This is a genomic window from Bacteroidota bacterium (assembly GCA_018816945.1).
GTDB lineage: Bacteria > Bacteroidota > Bacteroidia > Bacteroidales.
Genome location: JAHIVC010000023.1, coordinates 63524 through 80895 on the forward strand (window position 1 = coordinate 63524; position 17372 = coordinate 80895).

Annotated in this window: 16 protein-coding genes; 10 read left to right on the forward strand and 6 right to left on the reverse strand. The window is 34.8% G+C overall.

The window, feature by feature from the left end; translation table 11 throughout:
* Window positions 1-11 precede the first annotated feature (11 nt).
* Together KKG99_04075 and KKG99_04080 are read left to right on the forward strand one after the other, a co-directional pair.
* Window positions 12-1319 carry a nucleotide sugar dehydrogenase gene (locus KKG99_04075; GenBank protein ID MBU1012157.1) on the forward strand — a complete coding sequence of 436 codons (1308 nt, stop codon included), beginning with the start codon at window positions 12-14 and terminating at the stop codon, window positions 1317-1319.
* Window positions 1320-1549: 230 nt separating this feature from the next.
* Window positions 1550-2341 (forward strand): class I SAM-dependent methyltransferase, encoded by a 792-nt coding sequence (locus KKG99_04080; protein ID MBU1012158.1) that lies wholly within the window; start codon window positions 1550-1552, stop codon window positions 2339-2341.
* Here the strand turns inward: KKG99_04080 and KKG99_04085 are convergent.
* The 4 genes from KKG99_04085 to mnmD form a co-directional block, all read right to left on the reverse strand.
* Window positions 2338-3090 carry a LytTR family transcriptional regulator DNA-binding domain-containing protein gene (locus KKG99_04085; protein ID MBU1012159.1) on the reverse strand — a complete coding sequence of 251 codons (753 nt, stop codon included), beginning with the start codon at window positions 3088-3090 and terminating at the stop codon, window positions 2338-2340. The genes KKG99_04080 and KKG99_04085 overlap by 4 nt on opposite strands.
* Entirely contained in the window at window positions 3077-4144 is a 1068-nt protein-coding gene (locus KKG99_04090; protein ID MBU1012160.1) for a histidine kinase, read from the reverse strand. The genes KKG99_04085 and KKG99_04090 overlap by 14 nt, the downstream gene beginning before the upstream one ends.
* Window positions 4145-4150: 6 nt before the next feature.
* Entirely contained in the window at window positions 4151-4879 is a 729-nt protein-coding gene (locus KKG99_04095) for a cell wall-active antibiotics response protein (GenBank protein MBU1012161.1), read from the reverse strand.
* A gap of 127 nt (window positions 4880-5006) precedes the next feature.
* Window positions 5007-5672 (reverse strand): tRNA (5-methylaminomethyl-2-thiouridine)(34)-methyltransferase MnmD, encoded by a 666-nt coding sequence (gene mnmD, locus KKG99_04100; protein ID MBU1012162.1) that lies wholly within the window; start codon window positions 5670-5672, stop codon window positions 5007-5009.
* Window positions 5673-5759: 87 nt separating this feature from the next.
* On the opposite strand from mnmD, the gene KKG99_04105 reads away from it, so the two are divergent.
* The 4 genes from KKG99_04105 (at window position 5760) to dnaB (ending at window position 10283) form a co-directional block, all read left to right on the forward strand.
* Window positions 5760-6470: a 3'-5' exonuclease gene (locus KKG99_04105; GenBank protein ID MBU1012163.1), complete on the forward strand. Its 711-nt coding sequence runs from the start codon at window positions 5760-5762 to the stop codon at window positions 6468-6470.
* Window positions 6471-6604: 134 nt separating this feature from the next.
* Window positions 6605-7840, forward strand: a complete 1236-nt coding sequence (locus KKG99_04110) for a hypothetical protein (GenBank protein MBU1012164.1) — start codon at window positions 6605-6607, stop codon at window positions 7838-7840.
* Window positions 7841-7949: 109 nt separating this feature from the next.
* The gene (locus tag KKG99_04115; protein MBU1012165.1) at window positions 7950-8654 is read left to right on the forward strand and encodes a hypothetical protein; all 705 of its coding nucleotides are present in this window, start codon (window positions 7950-7952) and stop codon (window positions 8652-8654) included.
* A gap of 96 nt (window positions 8655-8750) precedes the next feature.
* On the forward strand, window positions 8751-10283 hold the full coding sequence (dnaB, locus tag KKG99_04120; protein ID MBU1012166.1) for a replicative DNA helicase: 1533 nt from the start codon (window positions 8751-8753) through the stop codon (window positions 10281-10283).
* 288 nt (window positions 10284-10571) lie between these two features.
* On the opposite strand, the gene KKG99_04125 is transcribed toward dnaB, so the two are convergent.
* Both KKG99_04125 and KKG99_04130 read right to left on the reverse strand, forming a co-directional pair.
* Window positions 10572-11519 carry a phosphoribosylaminoimidazolesuccinocarboxamide synthase gene (locus tag KKG99_04125; GenBank protein MBU1012167.1) on the reverse strand — a complete coding sequence of 316 codons (948 nt, stop codon included), beginning with the start codon at window positions 11517-11519 and terminating at the stop codon, window positions 10572-10574.
* 7 nt (window positions 11520-11526) lie between these two features.
* Window positions 11527-12480 (reverse strand): PhoH family protein, encoded by a 954-nt coding sequence (locus KKG99_04130; GenBank protein ID MBU1012168.1) that lies wholly within the window; start codon window positions 12478-12480, stop codon window positions 11527-11529.
* 112 nt (window positions 12481-12592) lie between these two features.
* Here KKG99_04130 and KKG99_04135 point away from each other — a divergent pair, with 112 nt between their 5' ends.
* The 4 genes from KKG99_04135 to KKG99_04150 form a co-directional block, all read left to right on the forward strand.
* Complete coding sequence (locus KKG99_04135; GenBank protein MBU1012169.1) at window positions 12593-13369, forward strand: SAM-dependent chlorinase/fluorinase; 777 nt, start codon at window positions 12593-12595, stop codon at window positions 13367-13369.
* A gap of 90 nt (window positions 13370-13459) precedes the next feature.
* Window positions 13460-14191 (forward strand): gliding motility-associated ABC transporter permease subunit GldF, encoded by a 732-nt coding sequence (gene gldF, locus KKG99_04140; GenBank protein MBU1012170.1) that lies wholly within the window; start codon window positions 13460-13462, stop codon window positions 14189-14191.
* Complete coding sequence (gldG, locus tag KKG99_04145; GenBank protein MBU1012171.1) at window positions 14185-15909, forward strand: gliding motility-associated ABC transporter substrate-binding protein GldG; 1725 nt, start codon at window positions 14185-14187, stop codon at window positions 15907-15909. The genes gldF and gldG overlap by 7 nt, the downstream gene beginning before the upstream one ends.
* Window positions 15910-16263: 354 nt before the next feature.
* A partial coding sequence (locus tag KKG99_04150; protein ID MBU1012172.1) for an AAA family ATPase occupies window positions 16264-17372 on the forward strand: 1109 nt, incomplete at its 3' end.

A 17372-nucleotide genomic window follows, 5' to 3' on the forward strand; every position in this document is an offset into this window, starting at 1 on the left:
TTGCTAAAAACATGGATTTCAAAGACACTCAAATAACAGTAATTGGACTTGGATATGTTGGTCTTCCGCTTGCCGTTGAATTTGCAAAAAAATTCAATGTAATTGGATTTGACATAAATTTAGAAAGGATTAAGGAGTTGATAAATGGTTGTGATTCAACACTTGAGGTAACGGATTCAGATCTAAAATCTGTTATAACGCGCAAATTAAAAAAAATAAATAGTAAAGGTTTGTTTATCACAGCCTCTATAGGCGATATTAAACAATCCAACATATACATTATAACAGTTCCTACGCCCATAGATAAGAATAACAAACCCGATTTAGCTCCTTTGATAAAAGCTTCTGAAACAGTCGGAATTGTATTAAGCAAAGGAGATATTGTAATATACGAATCAACTGTATATCCGGGTGCAACAGAAGAGGAATGTGTTCCAATACTTGAAAAATTCAGTGGATTAAAATTTAATACTGAATTCTATTGTGGTTATTCGCCAGAAAGAATAAACCCAGGTGACAAAATTAATACTTTCAGAACTATAAAAAAGGTGACCTCAGGTTCCAACCCGGAGATCGCTCAAATTGTGGATAATCTTTATAATAAAGTTTTATTAAATGGAACTTATATGGCATCATCAATTAAAGTTGCAGAAGCTTCAAAAGTAATTGAAAATGCCCAGCGAGATTTAAACATTTCATTTGTTAACGAACTTGCACTTATTTTTGACAGGATTGGGATTGATACAACAGAAGTAATTGAAGCCGCTGGATCCAAATGGAATTTTGTAAAATACAAACCAGGATTGGTTGGTGGACATTGTATTGGAGTTGATCCTTATTATTTAGCCCATAAGGCCGAGTCCTTGGGTTATCAACCCAATTTGATTCTATCCGGCAGAAGGGTTAATAATAATATGGGCCAATTTGTAGCCAATAAAGTTATAAAGCTCATGATCAGGAAAGGACAAAAAATTCTAAATAGCAATGTCCTTGTTCTGGGAATAACATTTAAAGAAAACTGCCCAGATATATGTAATACTAAGGTTATTGATGTAATTAATCAACTCGAACAATTTGGTTGCAAAGTGGATATATATGACCCTTGGGCAGATGAAAAAGACGTAAAAAAAGAATACAATTTGCAACTTATTACCCATAGTTCATCACTTACACCTAATAAATATCATGCCATCATTTTAGCTGTATCTCACAATGAATTTCTTGAGCTTGATTATTATAATTTAACTAAAGGAAATAATTATGTAATTTATGATATTAAATCAATACTCCCTCGAGAAATGGTTGATGATAGGTTGTAAGAAATCAGGGCGGTTACGTGTAAAATAAATACCGCAATTATTGCACTTGAACCGTTGTTTTCCTTCTCTCTTGCCCCATTTTGTAACATATATGCTAAAACATGCCCAACACGTCAAAAAGGATATAAAAGAGGCTGCCCAAAATGGACAGCCTCTTTTATTAGAACTAGGATAAAAGTTAAAATTCTCTACGTTTTCTTTTAGTATATTTGCCCGAAATATTAAAGTAGATGTTCGAATTTCACAAAGATAAAGTCAGGTATTTTGATATGCAATATTGCACTTCGAAGGATTACATTATACCCTTTGTAAGTCCACATCTTAATTTTCAACAAAGCAGGCAGATTTTAGAAATTGGTTGCGCTGAAGCAGGTGTTTTAAAGGCTTTCGTTGATGAAGGACATATTTGCACCGGAATTGAATTAAGCGATTATCGTGTTGGAATAGCTAAATCATTTTTAAAGAAAGATATCGAGGACGGAAAGGTTCAAATCATCAATAAAAATATTTTTGATATTGATGTAAATATATTTGATTTTAAATTTGATTTGATCATTTTAAAAGATGTTATCGAACATCTACCTAACCAACAAATTTTTATTCGTGAATTAAAGAAACTACTGAAACCAAATGGTTTTATTTTTTTCGGTTTTCCTCCATGGCAGATGCCTTTTGGTGGGCACCAACAAATTTGTAAGGGCAAAATTGCCGCGTTTCTCCCCTATTATCATATACTTCCGCGCTCTATTTATAAAGGAATATTGAAGCTATTTGGTGAAAGGAATGATACGATAGATGAACTTATTGATATAAAAAATTGTAGAATTTCAATTGAGAAATTTGAGAAAATTGCTAAATCGGAAGGATATGAAGTGGTTGATAGAATTCATTTTTTTATTAATCCAATTTATAAATTCAAGTTTAATCTAAAAATAAGGAAACAAACTCCAATCATTTCAAATATTCCATATTTTAGAAATTATCTTACGACTGCGGTTTATTACCTGATTAAACAAGCTTAAAATTTAAGAATATCTTTGAGCGCCTTATACCCATTGGCACTTACTTTAAGCCTGGACTGATCTTTCATGATGGCCAGATAACTGTCTTTTTCGTAGCGTTCCAAACGATCAAGTTCATTCACATTCATGATATAAGAGCGGTGAATCCTAACAAACTGCGTTGAATCCAGATGGTTTTCAAAGAACTTCATTGTTTTTTCTTTCAAATATTCTTTACCTTTTGAATGAACCCTTACATAATCATCATCTGATTCAAGATAGCTGATATCATCAACGGGGATAACCTGAATATGTTTACCTGCCCTGATCGCGATTCTATTAATCATTTCATTCGAATCATCCAGATTTTCGATTATTTTTTGATTAACTTCTCCCCTATCTTTCAGTTCATAATCCTGCTCCATGATTTTTTTCACGGCTCTCTCAAAACGTTCACGTGAATAAGGTTTGAGTAAATAATCAATGGCATTTTTTTCAAATGCCTGAATGGCATATTGATCAAACGCGGTCGAAAATACGATAAATGGCTTGCAATCTATCAATTCGAGGACCTCAAATCCTGAAAGTTTTGGCATCTGAATGTCAAGAAAAACGACATCAGGCTTTAATTCATTGATTAACTGAACTCCTTCAAAGCCATTACCGGCCTCACCAATAATTTCAAATTCATTAAACTTATTTAAAAAATCACGAATCAAAGATCTTGCGGGTTCTTCATCATCAACAATTAAACAGCTATACTTTTTCATTTCCTGCTTTATATGGTATAAATAATTCGACAATAAATTCATTTTCTGTTTTAGTCGTCTTCAGCAATTGATCATGTTTATAGATAAGCTTTAGTCTATCCCTAATATTCTTCAAGCCAATCCCTGCCCCCTTCTTACCGCTATCTCCATCAAAATTATTTTTGATGATAATGTGCAAATGGTCATTCTGCATGATACATTCAGTACGTATAAATACAGTTTCAATACTTTCATACACTCCATGCTTAACAGCATTTTCATATAATGGTTGTAAAATCATCACAGGAATCATTTTCTCCTTACAATCGACAGTCATTTTAAATTCGAACTGAACTTTATTGCCAAAACGTATTTTTTCAATTTCAAGATACCTGATCACATTTTCAATTTCTTTACCCAAATCAGTAAATCGTAAGTTATCTTTTGAAACCGTATACCTTAAAAAATCAGAAAGTTTTACGATCATTTCTCTTGCCTTTTCTCCATCGCTTGTGGTGAGTGAACTGATAGAATTTAAACTGTTGAACAAAAAATGCGGATTAATTTGAGATTTGAGCAGGTTCAATTCGCCTTCAACAATAGTCTCTTTTAGTTCCAGTTCATTTTGATAGCGATCTTGCAAATCACGATAATACATGATCAAATAATAAATTAATACAATAATTGAATATAGGAAAACGGCACTAATTATTCGCCATGGTATTGTATCGGTCAGAAAATATTGGTAATTCTCACCGTCAATGATAGATTTGGCAATGTAAGAACCTAAACTTATCCATATGAGTATGATAATTGTTAAAGAAGTAATATGATTAAAAATGACATTGAATAAATTGGTTTTAGTAGGTTTAGTAAAGCCAACAGCAAACCATAATGACAATCCGAATAAAGCATATAATACATTAAATACTAACGAATCGGTTATGGCAATCGCGATGCTTTGCCCATAAAAGCCATACATGATGTAAAAATGGATCCCCATCGTGAGAATCCATAATATCGCATAAAGCCCAAACGATTTTGTTGATTTAAAAACCGGATGATCTACTATCATAATTTATTAATAGCTTTTGATTTCACCACCTCCGAAAATACAGGTTCCTCTTATCACCAAAACATTGGTGTCGTTTTCACTTTTCTTTATATAGGCTCGTTTATCGCTAAAACCACCAAAAATTGAAACCACTTCAATTCTTACGTTCCAGTCGGCCGGAACGACCATTCCTACCCCACCAAAAATACACTGAACCTCAAGTAAATTTTCGCCTTCGCCTAAAATGGCCTGAGTCATATCCAGCTCCGATCCACCAAAGATATTATTCAATTCGCCGCCTTTAAATACCTGATTGGAAACACGTCTTTTAGAACCTCCAAATACATTAAATTCATTGATAAAACCACTATCAAAAGTACTTTTCTGCCTTCGATGACGTTGCCAGTTAAAAGACTTACCCCCATAAAGAATCAGTGAAAAGCCAACCACCATTAATAATACTGGCCAAAATAATCTTACAAAATTAAAGTCGAATCTAAAAATATCAGGTAATAAAAAGAATGTTCCAACAGAAATCAGAATCAATCCCATTGTTTTACTTTCACGATTAACTACGTTTATCAAACCAATCGCAATTAATAACATCTCCCATGACAAGAATATATGCCTTAGTCGATATGGCAGATATCCAAAATTAGATGCCATCAATAAGGCTCCGATGACAACAACAATAACTCCTAAGGCTACTTTTTTCATACGTCTATTTTCAGAATAATTTTCTATATATTTTTCCATAAAATGAATTTTTAAAGTTAATATTTTTTTATGAAGCAAAGATATATTAGCCTTTAAGGTTTATAAAGTTATAATCGGTAAAACACGTATTAAATACGGTGGATACGTTAATCGATTAATATTTTTGTTATTTTGAAGCTCTCAAAAACTCCCGCTTGCCTATAGGTCCGGGTAGTTTTTCTATTGTAAAACCTGCTGATTTCAGCGCTCTTTTTACAATTCCTTTCACAGAATAGGTTACCAGCACTCCGCCATTCTCCATTGAATCATAAATTTTTTTAAAGATTTTTTCGGTCCAGATCTCCGACTGAACATCCGGTCCAAAAGCATCAAAATAAACCAAATTAAAATAATGGTCGGGCAATTCAACATTTTCAATGATATCCTTCTTTTTTTCAAATACAAAATTGGGTGCTAATTTGACTTTGCAATTCCAAGCTGCATCATGTATTTGAATAAAATGCTTTGAGAGTATATCACTCATTAAGATCTTACCATAGTTTAATGCCGCAATAAATTCCGGGTTTACCGGATATGGTTCAATTCCACAATAATGAGTTTGTACCTCACTTTTCAGACTTTCATCCAGGCTGAGCAATGCATTTAGACCTGTTCCGAATCCAATTTCCAGGATTTTAATTTGCTTTAAGCTCTTCTGCTGATACTTAAATCCGGCCTCAATAAAAATATGTCTCGATTCCTGCACCGCACCAAAGGTTGAATGATAGTGTTCATTTAACTCCTCAACAAACAATGTTGAAGAGCCATCATCTGTGACAATTAATTTAATCATTCGCAAATGTACTCAATTATGATTTTACGAATGTTTTTCTATTGTAATGGGAATATTTTTAAATTTATGGTATAAAGAAGAAAAAACATGTTGCAATCCATTGAACTTCATCACGTACTCTTCATCGATATTGAAACCGTGCCTGCTTATCCTGATTATGAGGATATGCCGGATCACTTTCAGGCTTTATGGGATCAAAAAGCGGAACGATTAAAAAAATCGGAAACAGAAACCTCGGATCAAATTTATGCTAAAGCCGGTATTTACGCTGAATTCGGGAAAATCATCTGTATCTCTGCAGGTTATTTTTACAACCGGGAATTTAGGATAAAATCATTTTATTCAGATGATGAAAAGTTGCTCCTTACCGAGTTTAACGAATTATTGAACAGTCATTTTAGCAGTAGGCAACATTTATTATGTGCCCACAACGGAAAGGAGTTCGACTATCCGTATATTGCCCGACGTATGCTTATTAATGATCTTCAACTCCCTTTGATCCTAAATATTGCAGGTAAAAAACCTTGGGAAATACCTCACCTCGACACCATGGAATTATGGAAATTCGGTGATTATAAGCATTATACTTCTTTGGCATTGCTTGCTGCAATCTTTGGAATCAAAACTCCAAAAGATGATATTAACGGTGCTGATGTAGCAAGGGTTTATTGGGAAGATCATGATATGGAAAGAATAGTACATTATTGTCAAAAAGATGTTCTGACTGTTGCTCAATTGTTCTTGAAATACCAAAGTAAACCGCTACTCAACGATAATCAAATTGTAATAATTCCTTAATTCTTATTTAGATCATTTTTTTATTATCATAGGTTGTTAATTAACTAATATCTATTAAGTATAACAGATATAATTATTTTATATTTGCGAACCAATCTATTAATCTATAACCTAATTAAAACAACATTCTTATTATGAAAAAAATTTCAATATTATTTTTTGCACTTTTCTTGCCAATATTAATGATAGCGCAAGATCAGCCTTCGTTTGGTATAAAATTTACCGGCTTTGTTAAAACTGATATTTATTATGATTCAAGACAAAATATGGCGATTAGGGAAGGGCATTTTTACTTGTACCCACTTAACGAATCGCTTGATCCTAATGGATTTGACATCAACTCAAAATCAAACTTTAATATGCTAAGTGTTCAAACCAGGTTAATAGGATCCATAAGTGGTCCCGATGCCTTTGGAGCAAAAACGTCAGCGTACATTGAAGGTGAATTTTTTGGCCATTCTGATGCTGATATTAACGGTTTCCGACTTCGACATGCACATGCAAAATTAACCTGGACAAATACAGAACTTATGGTAGGCCAATTCTGGCATGCAATGTTCATCACCGATTGCTTCCCTGGAACGGTTTCATTCAATACAGGTGCCCCATTTCAACCATTCTCACGTAATCCACAAATTCGTTTTACCCAAAAATTTGATGGATTCAAAATGAGCTTCACGGCTATGTCGCAGCGTGATTTTGCAAGTACTGGTCCTGATGGTGGAGGTTCAATGTATTTACGAAACAATGTATTACCTGAAATGAATTTAACCCTTCAATACAGTTCAAAATCCAGTAACGGCGATTCTTTCTTAATTGGTTTTGGCGCTGATTATCTTTCGTTGGTACCTCGCCTGAAAACTAACCTCGGATATGCTACTGATCAGGCAGTCAGTGGAATTTCAACTATGGCATTTATGAAATATGCCACGAAAGATATTACTTTAAAATTTGAAGGTGTGATGGGTAAAAACACCACACACTTAACCATGTTAGGCGGATATGTTACTTCTGATGAGACGAATACGACTTATAATTATGTTGAGTATCTGCCAATAAAAACTTTGTCATTCTGGACCGATATTCATAGCAATGGCAAAAAAGTACAGGCCGGCATATTTGCGGGTTACACAAAAAACAAAGGAGCCGGTGAAGATATCATTGGGCCATACTACAGTCGTGGATCCAATATCGACAATATTTATCGTATCGCTCCACGTATTGATATCAATTCAGGCAAAATGCGCTTTTCGGGCGAAGTTGAATATACAACGGCTGCTTATGGAACTACACAGTCTGACGGAACCGTTGATGATACCCATAATGTTAGTAATTTAAGATTACTTATGGCCGTATATTATTTCTTCTAATCCCTGATAGCTTGAATAAAAAACTCTCTTCAGATTTCTGAAGGGAGTTTTTTTATCTTTATGAAAGCATAAATATAAATACGCAAATAATATAGCATAGAAGAAAGTCATGGAAAAACATTTACTGTCAAAATCCACATTCATCCGAAGTACGCAATGCCTTAAATCACTTTATTTACATAAAAACAGATCCTATTTAAGGGATCGATTGTCGGTTGAGCAACTTGCAAAGTTTAAGCGCGGTACTGATTTTGGCATCCTTGCCCATCAGTTATTTCCGGGAGGAATAAATCTACAACCAAAATCTCCTTCTCAATATAAAAAATCTATTGTTGCGACTTCTGAGATTATTTCAACCGGAAATGATTTCTGTATTTACGAAGCCTGTTTCCAAAGTGATCAGATATTAATCATTTTAGATATTTTAGTGCGGAAGAATGGAAATATCTATGCCTACGAGGTTAAAAGCTCCAAAGCAATCTCACCAACATATTTGAAGGATGCTGCATTACAGTATTATGTTATTCAAAACTCAGGTTTGGAAATTGAAGATTTCTCCATTATTTACATGAATGAAAATTTTGATCAGATTGAAGGAGATGAGAAAAGATTAGATTTGGGTCAGCTATTTATTATAAAATCGGTTTTGCCTGAAATTTATGAATTACAAGCATTTATCACGGATCATCTCCCTAAAGCGAAAGAAACTTTATTTTTAAAACATTCGCCCGAAATTGAAATCGGACCGCACTGCAATTCACCTTATCCTTGCGATTTTATTGGCCATTGCTGGAAAAATATTCCAAAAGAATGAACCTCTGAAATCTCAGAAAATAAGTCTGAATATTGTTAATAAATTTACCTTCTAATTTTTCACTATAACAGCTTTCATTTTTTATATATTTGGCTCATGGAAGAAGCATCAAAAAAAACTACTGATAATTTAAGGAAAAGGACAAAGCCATTCAATCAAACAGGGGGCTCATGGGAACATGGAAAAGTTCCACCACAAGCTATAGATCTAGAAGAAGCTGTACTTGGCGCTATTATGCTTGAAAAGGATGCGCTCACACAAGTGATAGACATCTTAAAACCGGAAGTATTTTATAAAGAAGCGCACAATATCATTTTTTCGGCGATTACTCGTTTATTTGGTAAATCAGAACCTGTTGATATTTTAACGGTTACCAATGAACTAAAAAATACAGGAGAACTTGAAATTGTAGGCGGCCCTTATTATATCACTCAACTAACAAACAGAATTGCTTCAGCAGCAAATGTTGAGTATCATTCCCGGATCATCAGTCAAAAATTCATTCAACGTGAATTGATCCGCATTTCATCCGAAATTATTAAGGATGCTTTTGAAGATACAACAGATGTTTTTGATTTATTGGATCGTGCCGAACAAAATTTGTTTTCGGTAAGTGAAAGCAATCTTCGTCGGAATTATGATGATATGCAATCACTTGTTACAGTAGCCATTAAAGAAATTGAAGCAGGCAAGGGCCAGGAGGGTCACCTTCGGGGAATTCCTTCAGGATTTACCGATTTGGACCGGGTTACCAATGGATGGCAAAAATCAGATTTGGTAATTCTGGCTTCCAGACCGGGTATGGGTAAAACCGCTTTTGTTTTATCTATGGCCAGGAATTGTGCCGTTGATTTTGGCAAAGCTGTTGCATTTTTTTCATTAGAGATGTCATCAATTCAGTTGGTAACACGTTTGATTTCAAGTGAAACCCAACTCTCTGCCGATAAACTCAAAAAAGGTAATCTTGAAAGTTATGAGTGGGAACAATTACATTCAAAAATTGGTAAACTCACCGATGCTAAGCTTTTAATTGACGATACCCCTGCCCTCACCGTTTTTGAACTCCGTGCAAAATGCCGCCGTTTAAAAGCACAACACGATATTGACATGGTAATTATCGATTACCTTCAATTAATGAGTGGCAGCGGAGACGCCAGAGGCAACCGTGAGCAGGAAATCAGTGCAATATCCCGTTCACTTAAAGCACTTGCAAAAGAATTGGATATCCCGGTTATTGCTTTATCGCAGTTAAGCCGCGCAGTTGAAACACGAGGGGGATCAAAGAAACCAATTCTTTCGGATTTACGTGAATCGGGTGCCATTGAACAGGATGCCGATATGGTTATGTTCATTTATCGTCCTGAATATTATAAAATTGAGGTTGATGATAATGGTAATTCAACTGCAGGAATAGCCGAAATTTGCATTGCAAAGCATCGTAACGGTGCTTTAAAAGATATTCCATTACGGTTTATTGATAAGTTTGCCAAGTTTGCCGACCTTCATACAGATGGTGATGGACTTGCCTATTCAGGGTTCGATGCCAACGAAGATTTTGATAGTGGTCAACCCACTCGTATCATTCCGTCAAAAATGAACGAGATGGGCGACGAAGATATTCCTTTCTAAATAAAAATAGAACTAATTCAAATCTGGATTCGATATTGAAACAGACTTCAACCTATCTGATATTTATCCCATTGAGCTAATAAGACGTTAGATATTAGAAGTTAGACTATGGACACACGATGTGACACAAGATGCAAGACTCAAGACACAAGACAGACAAGCAACGAGCAACAAGTAACAAGCAACAAGACATGAAGGTCTAAAATCTAACGTCTTATATCTTTATTTAAAACATAAAAGAGCATGTATTTCAGTGCTTTCTAAATCAAATCCGGATCTGATCTTTAATTATCGATTTTTCAGATATTGATTGATATTATTCTCAACTCTTGCCAAAACATCATTGCTATCAGCTTTAACAAAATTATCGCCGGTAATGTGCTCGTACAATTCGATATAGCGCTCTGAAACTGAGTTTACAAACTCATCATGCATCTCGGGTATTTTCTGACCATCTTTACCTTGAAAACCATTTGCCATCAACCATTCTCTCACAAATTCTTTAGAAAGCTGTTTTTGAGATTCTCCTCTATTTTGTCTTTCCTGATATCCTTCCTTGTAGAAATATCTTGAAGAATCGGGAGTATGAATTTCATCAATCAAATAAATTTTATCTCCAACCTTACCAAATTCATATTTTGTATCCACTAAAATTAAACCCATGGTAGCTGCGATCTCTTTACCTCTCTGAAATAAAGCTCTGGTATATTTTTCCAATTGAACATAATCCTTCTCATCAACCAGTCCAAGTTTGATAATTTCCTCACGCGAAATATCCTCATCATGTCCAACAGCTGCTTTGGTTGTTGGGGTTAGAATAGGCTCAGGAAATTTATCATTTTCCTTCAAGCCATCCGGCATTGCCACTCCACAAATACTTCTTTTGCCTTCCCGATATTCTCTCCAGGCATGACCTGACAAATATCCCCTGATTACCATTTCCACCTTTACGGGGTCACAATAATGACCAACGGTTACCATTGGGTCCGGAACGGCCAATTTCCAGTTTGGAACAATGTCGACAGTTGCATCTAAAAATTTGGCAGCAATTTGGTTGAGTACCTGTCCTTTGTATGGAATCCCTTTAGGCAGGACCACATCAAAAGCCGAAATTCGATCAGATGCAATCATAACAAGCAATTCATCATTGATATTATAAACATCTCGGACTTTTCCTTTATATACACCCTTTTGTTTTGGGAAATTGAAATCGGTTTTTACAATGGCATTTTTCATGTTGATTTTATTTTTCGTTTTGATTTTTAGAATAAGCATTAACTATATTAGTCACCAATTTGTGGCGAATAATGTCTTCTTTGCCCAACTCAATGAAAGAAATCCCTTTGATATCCTTCAAAATACGCTGAGCTTCGATTAAGCCTGATGATTGGTTTTTTGGTAAATCAATTTGGGTCACATCACCTGTAATCACAAATTTTGCAGAACGGCCCATACGGGTCAAAAACATTTTGAGTTGATTAGAGGTTGCATTTTGAGCCTCATCAAGGATGGCAAATACATTATCCAAAGTTCTTCCACGCATGAAAGCCAGCGGAGCAATTTCAATGGTACCATCTTCCATGTAGGTTAATAATTTTTGTGTTGGAATCATATCGCGTAATGCATCATAAAGTGGCTGTAAATATGGATCTAATTTATCTCTTAAATCACCCGGCAAAAAGCCCAGGTTTTCACCTGCCTCAACCGCCGGTCTGGTCAATACAATTCTTCTGATCTCTTTATTTTTTAATGCCCTAACCGCTAGTGCTACTGCTGTATATGTTTTTCCGGTACCGGCTGGGCCAATCGCAAATAACATGTCGTTTTTGTCAATAGCTTCAACCATTTTCTTTTGATTCTCAGTTCTGGCCTTAACCATTAATCCGTTGCGACCATGAACAAGAACATCTGATGAATCACCATTTTTGGCATTAAATTCAGCTTCTGTAGTTTCCAGTATCTGATTTATATCACTCTCAGTAATACGACCAAACTTGTCGTGAGTAAGCAGAATCAAAGAAAACTTTTCTTCAAATAATTGAATTTCATTTTCCGGACCAATAAGTTTTAAAACATTTCCCCTCGCAATCACCTTTAATTTCGAAAAGTACTTTTTGATTAGCTCCAGATTCACATCATTGATCCCAAAAATTTCCAACGGATTGTAATCATCAAGCATGATTGTTTTCTCTATCATCGGCATTGTTCTTTAAAAAAATGAATATTCTTATTTACAGTGATAATTTTCTTAATTTTGACTTACAAAATTAATAATTTCCGAAAGTAAAAGGAAGTTAATATAATATCGTATGCCAATAATTACATTAACCAGTGACTGGGGATTAAGGGATCACTATCTGGCTTCAGTAAAAGGTAAGATTCTTGCCAATATTCAGGAAGTTAATATCGTTGACATTTCGCATCAAATCAGTCCTTTTAATATTGAACATGCAGCATTCGTGATCAAAAATTGTTATCAGGATTTCCCCGAAGGAACTATTCATATCATTGGTGTAAATACAGAAGAATCTGATAAAGATTCCCACGTCGTGGTTTTTCATCATAATCATTATTTTATTGGAACGGACAATGGTATTTTTTCAATGCTATTTACCGATCAACCTGAAAAAATATTTGAACTTACTATTCCACAAGACACTGATTTTTTTACTTTTTCTGCACGCGACCGTTTTGTAAAAGCAGCTGTTCATCTGGCCAACGGAAAACCAATTGAGGAATTGGGGAATCCATTGAAAAACATTCAAATGAAGATGTTATTCAAACCTGCCCTTGAAGAATTATTAATTAAAGGCATGGTAATTCATATTGATGGTTATGAAAACCTGATCACGAATATTACGAAAGATCTTTTCGACAAAGTTGGAAATGGCAGAAAATTTGCCATCCAGCTCAGAGGAGTAAAAATCAGGTCAATCGCACAATCATATCTTGATGTCCCAACAGGAGAAACAGTGGCAGTTTTTGCTTCAAACGGTCATTTGGAAATTGCAATAAATCAGGGAAACGCTGCCAGTTTGCTTGGCATAGCAATAAATGACGCGATTAGGATCGAATTCGAAAAATAGTGTCAATTCACGTTTGAACTCCTTAGTAATATTTCGATAAACTTGGCGTTTTTCATTTATTCATTATTTTAGCGTATAATTTTTTTGTTGATGATCACAATTTTTAAAAAAGAATTCTTTGGGTTTTTCAATTCTTTAACTGCTTATGTGGTGGTCATTGTTTTTTTATTGATCAATAGCTTGTTTTTGTGGATTTTACCCGGCAATTTGAACATATTGGATTATGGATATGCCGATTTGGATGGCTTGTTCAGTATTGCTCCTTATACTTTTATGTTTCTGATACCGGCACTTACGATGCGTTTTTTCTCTGAAGAGCATCGCAGTGGGACTATTGAACTTTTATTGACTAAACCCATCAGTGAATTACATATTATTCTGGCAAAATATTTTGCTGCCTTGGCTTTGGTGATATTTTCAATTATCCCTACCCTGATCTATTTTTATTCGGTTTATCAACTTGGGTTTCCAAAAGGAAATCTTGATTTTGGTGCATTTTGGGGATCTTTTACCGGATTGATCTTACTGGGCGCCACTTTTGTTTCCATTGGCATATTTTCATCAGTTTTGACAAATAATCAGATTTTATCGTTTATTGTTGCAGTTGCCCTGAGTGCTTTTTTGTATTTAGGGTTAGATTATATTTCTGCGTCCGAAAGCTTTAATAACCTGTTTTTATTGATCCAAAATCTGGGAATTAGTTCACATTATACTTCAATAAGTCGTGGGGTACTTGATTCACGCGATCTTATTTATTTTCTAAGTATCATTTCTTTATTCATCTATTTTACTAAAATATTGTTAGGGAGACGGAAATGGTAAGTAAAGGCACATCTCATCGGATCAAAACACTGAAACAAATTTTATTTGTTCTGGCAGTGCTATTTTTAATTAATTGGCTCAGTTCTATTTATTATGTAAGATGGGATTGGAGTTCAGAAAAAAGATATTCGCTTTCTGATGAAAGTAAAACCTTGTTGAAATCGGTTAATGATGAAATATTTTTCAATGTGTATCTGGAAGGGGATTTTCCGGCCGGATTTATGCGTTTAAAACAGAAAACGAAGGAGATGCTGAATGAATTTCAGGCTTACAATAAAAATATCCGTTTTAGATTTATCAACCCCAATCAGGAAAAGGATAACGACAAACGCAATCAACTGTATCAGGAATTAATCGACAAAGGACTGACCCAAACAGATCTTCAGGTTAAAACCAAAGATGGTTTAAAACAACAAATGATTTTCCCGGGCGCAATCGTTAGTCATAACATGAACGAACTTCCATTGGATTTATTAAAAACACAAATGGGCGTTCCGCCAGAAGCGGTATTAAACAATTCAATTCAATCACTTGAGTTCAATATTGCAAGTTCAATAAAAAGATTGATTAACAAAACCAAACCTGATATCGCTTTTTTAAAAGGGCATGGAGAACTAGGTCGCGAATACATTGCGGATATCGCTGAAGCTCTGGCTAAAGATTATCGATTAAATGAGGTTGAAATTTTTGGCAATCCCAAATCTCTGATCGAAAATTTTGGTACCGATTCGATGCAGCCGAAATATTCAACCATCATCATTGCTAAACCTGAAAAGGTCTTTACTGAAGCCGATAAATTCGTAATCGATCAATACATCATGAATGGAGGAAAAGTATTGTGGTTGATCGACCCGGTTGATGCTTCGATGGACAGCCTTAAAAACTATCAATCCATGATGGCCATCACCAAATATTTAAATCTTGATGATCAACTTTTCACTTACGGAGTAAGGCTTAAGAATAACCTGATCATGGATTTGAATTCCCGGAAAATTCCTTTGCGAACGGGGCAAGTAGGCACTCAGGCAAAAATTGATTTTTTCCCTTGGTTTTATTTTCCGGCAATTGGTCCGCAATCAAATCATCCCATTGTTAAAAATCTGAATTCGATCAGCACCGAATTTGTCAGCAGCATTGATACCCTTTCAAAAAGTGGAACGGTAAAAACAATTTTATTATCAAGTTCTAATTATTCAAGAACTATAAATACACCAGCCATTATCAGTTTCGATATTTTACAATCGGAACCTGACCCACTTTTTTTTAATCAGGGGCCACAAAATATTGCAGTATTGCTCGAAGGTATATTTGAATCCGTATTTAAAAATCGGTTCTCGCCGCTCTCGAATGAATATCCCAACACCAAATTTTTTGAAAATAGTGTATCTACCCAGATGATTGTCATTACAGATGGAGATTTGATAAAAAACCAATTACATCGTACACAATTCTATCCGCTTCCATTAGGCTACGATCAATATACCGGACAAACTTATGGCAATAAAGATTTTATATTAAATGCATTGAATTACCTGACGGATGGTAATGGTTTGATTAGTTTGCGCAACCGTGAGTTAAAACTACGATTACTCGACAAAGCAAAAATAACCAAGGACCGGATATACTGGCAATTATTGAACAGCTTGGTCCCAATCATGGCAGTCATGCTTTTTGGTATAATTCTCTTCGTGATTCGCCGAAAAAAGTATGCTGGATAAGCATTAACTTAAGCAATACTTATCTTATCAATGGATAAAATGAAGTATTCAGGATATAATGAACTACCCCGCAGCAAAGCTGCGAGGTATCTGGAATACAGAATACAGTAGTCAGAAGTCAGAATTTTTTTTGAAGATATTTTATTCCCTCTTCTGAATTCTGGATTCTTACCGCGAAGCAGAGCTTCGAGGAATTCTTTTGATTAAAGCTCAACCTCTTATTTAATTGCATATCAATTAATCTTTTATCAATATGATCTTTCCTGAAATAATCTTTTTATTGTTTAATTCTTAACAATAGCTTTGTTATCTTTGCACCGTATTTATAATATCTATTTAAGCCTATCTGAATTAATGACAAAAAACCTGTACATAGCTGCAGCAGAAGCATACTCCGGCAAATCCCTAATCGTTTTAGGGATCATGAACATTCTACTACGAAATTTGAAACGTGTCGGAATCTTTCGACCAATCGTAAATATAAGTAAAGGTAACGATCCTCATATCGAACTTATCCGTCAACATTTTAAACTTCCTTTTGAACACAGGGAAATGTATGGTTTAAACGACGAAGAAGCTTTCGAATTCATTCGGAAAGATGATATGGACAGCCTTTTTTCAGCTATCCTTAATAAATACAAGCAACTTGAATCAAAATGTGATTTTGTTTTGATTGAAGGAACTGATTTTACAGGTTCTTTACGACCATTTGAATTTGATTTTAATGCAAGAGTTGCCAACAATTTAGGTGCTCCAATCATTATTGTGATAAATGGATATGCAAAAAGCGTCGAAGAAATAAAAAGAACAATTCATCTCAACAAAAAAATCATAGCCGATGAAAAATGTTCCTATTTCGGAATGTTTGCAAATCGGGTTAAATTAGAAGATAAACCTAAAATTGAAAATTTTATCAGGCAGGAACAAACCGATAAGGAGATAAATATCGTGATTCCTGAATTGGCATTATTACAAAAGCTTACCATACGTCAAATAAGCAATGCATTAAAGGCAAACAAAATTTATGGTGACGACGTGGTTTTAGATTATGATGTTGACGAATATCATATTGGTGCAATGAGTATCGAACATATACTGGAACATACCAAAGCCGGAGCACTTGTTATAACACCTGGTGATCGGCCTGATGTTATTATCAGTCTTTTCATGACTTACATTTCAGAAAATTTTCCGAAAATTGCAGGAATTCTCCTCACCGGCGGCTACAAACCCAGTAGGGAAATTATGAAATTAATTACCGGGATTAAAAAACTTCCTATCGCTGTTCTTGAAGTTGCCGATGACACCTATACAACTGCTTTAAAAGTGCATAATATAAAAACCGTTCTGAAAGCAAGCAATGAACGTAGAATGGCTGCAGCTCTAGGCCTTTTTGAATCGAATGTTGAAGAAAAAGAGCTGACTGATTTAATAAGCTTTACACCTTCCAAAGTACTCACCCC

Coding starts and splice junctions, on each gene's coding strand:
- KKG99_04075 (MBU1012157.1), top strand. CDS start 12: ATGGATTTCAAAGACACTCAAATAACAGTAATTGGACTTGGATATGTT.
- KKG99_04080 (MBU1012158.1), top strand. CDS start 1,550: ATGTTCGAATTTCACAAAGATAAAGTCAGGTATTTTGATATGCAATAT.
- KKG99_04085 (MBU1012159.1), bottom strand. CDS start 3,090: ATGAAAAAGTATAGCTGTTTAATTGTTGATGATGAAGAACCCGCAAGA.
- KKG99_04090 (MBU1012160.1), bottom strand. CDS start 4,144: ATGATAGTAGATCATCCGGTTTTTAAATCAACAAAATCGTTTGGGCTT.
- KKG99_04095 (MBU1012161.1), bottom strand. CDS start 4,879: ATGGAAAAATATATAGAAAATTATTCTGAAAATAGACGTATGAAAAAA.
- mnmD (MBU1012162.1), bottom strand. CDS start 5,672: ATGATTAAATTAATTGTCACAGATGATGGCTCTTCAACATTGTTTGTT.
- KKG99_04105 (MBU1012163.1), top strand. CDS start 5,760: ATGTTGCAATCCATTGAACTTCATCACGTACTCTTCATCGATATTGAA.
- KKG99_04110 (MBU1012164.1), top strand. CDS start 6,605: ATGAAAAAAATTTCAATATTATTTTTTGCACTTTTCTTGCCAATATTA.
- KKG99_04115 (MBU1012165.1), top strand. CDS start 7,950: ATGGAAAAACATTTACTGTCAAAATCCACATTCATCCGAAGTACGCAA.
- dnaB (MBU1012166.1), top strand. CDS start 8,751: ATGGAAGAAGCATCAAAAAAAACTACTGATAATTTAAGGAAAAGGACA.
- KKG99_04125 (MBU1012167.1), bottom strand. CDS start 11,519: ATGAAAAATGCCATTGTAAAAACCGATTTCAATTTCCCAAAACAAAAG.
- KKG99_04130 (MBU1012168.1), bottom strand. CDS start 12,480: ATGATAGAGAAAACAATCATGCTTGATGATTACAATCCGTTGGAAATT.
- KKG99_04135 (MBU1012169.1), top strand. CDS start 12,593: ATGCCAATAATTACATTAACCAGTGACTGGGGATTAAGGGATCACTAT.
- gldF (MBU1012170.1), top strand. CDS start 13,460: ATGATCACAATTTTTAAAAAAGAATTCTTTGGGTTTTTCAATTCTTTA.
- gldG (MBU1012171.1), top strand. CDS start 14,185: ATGGTAAGTAAAGGCACATCTCATCGGATCAAAACACTGAAACAAATT.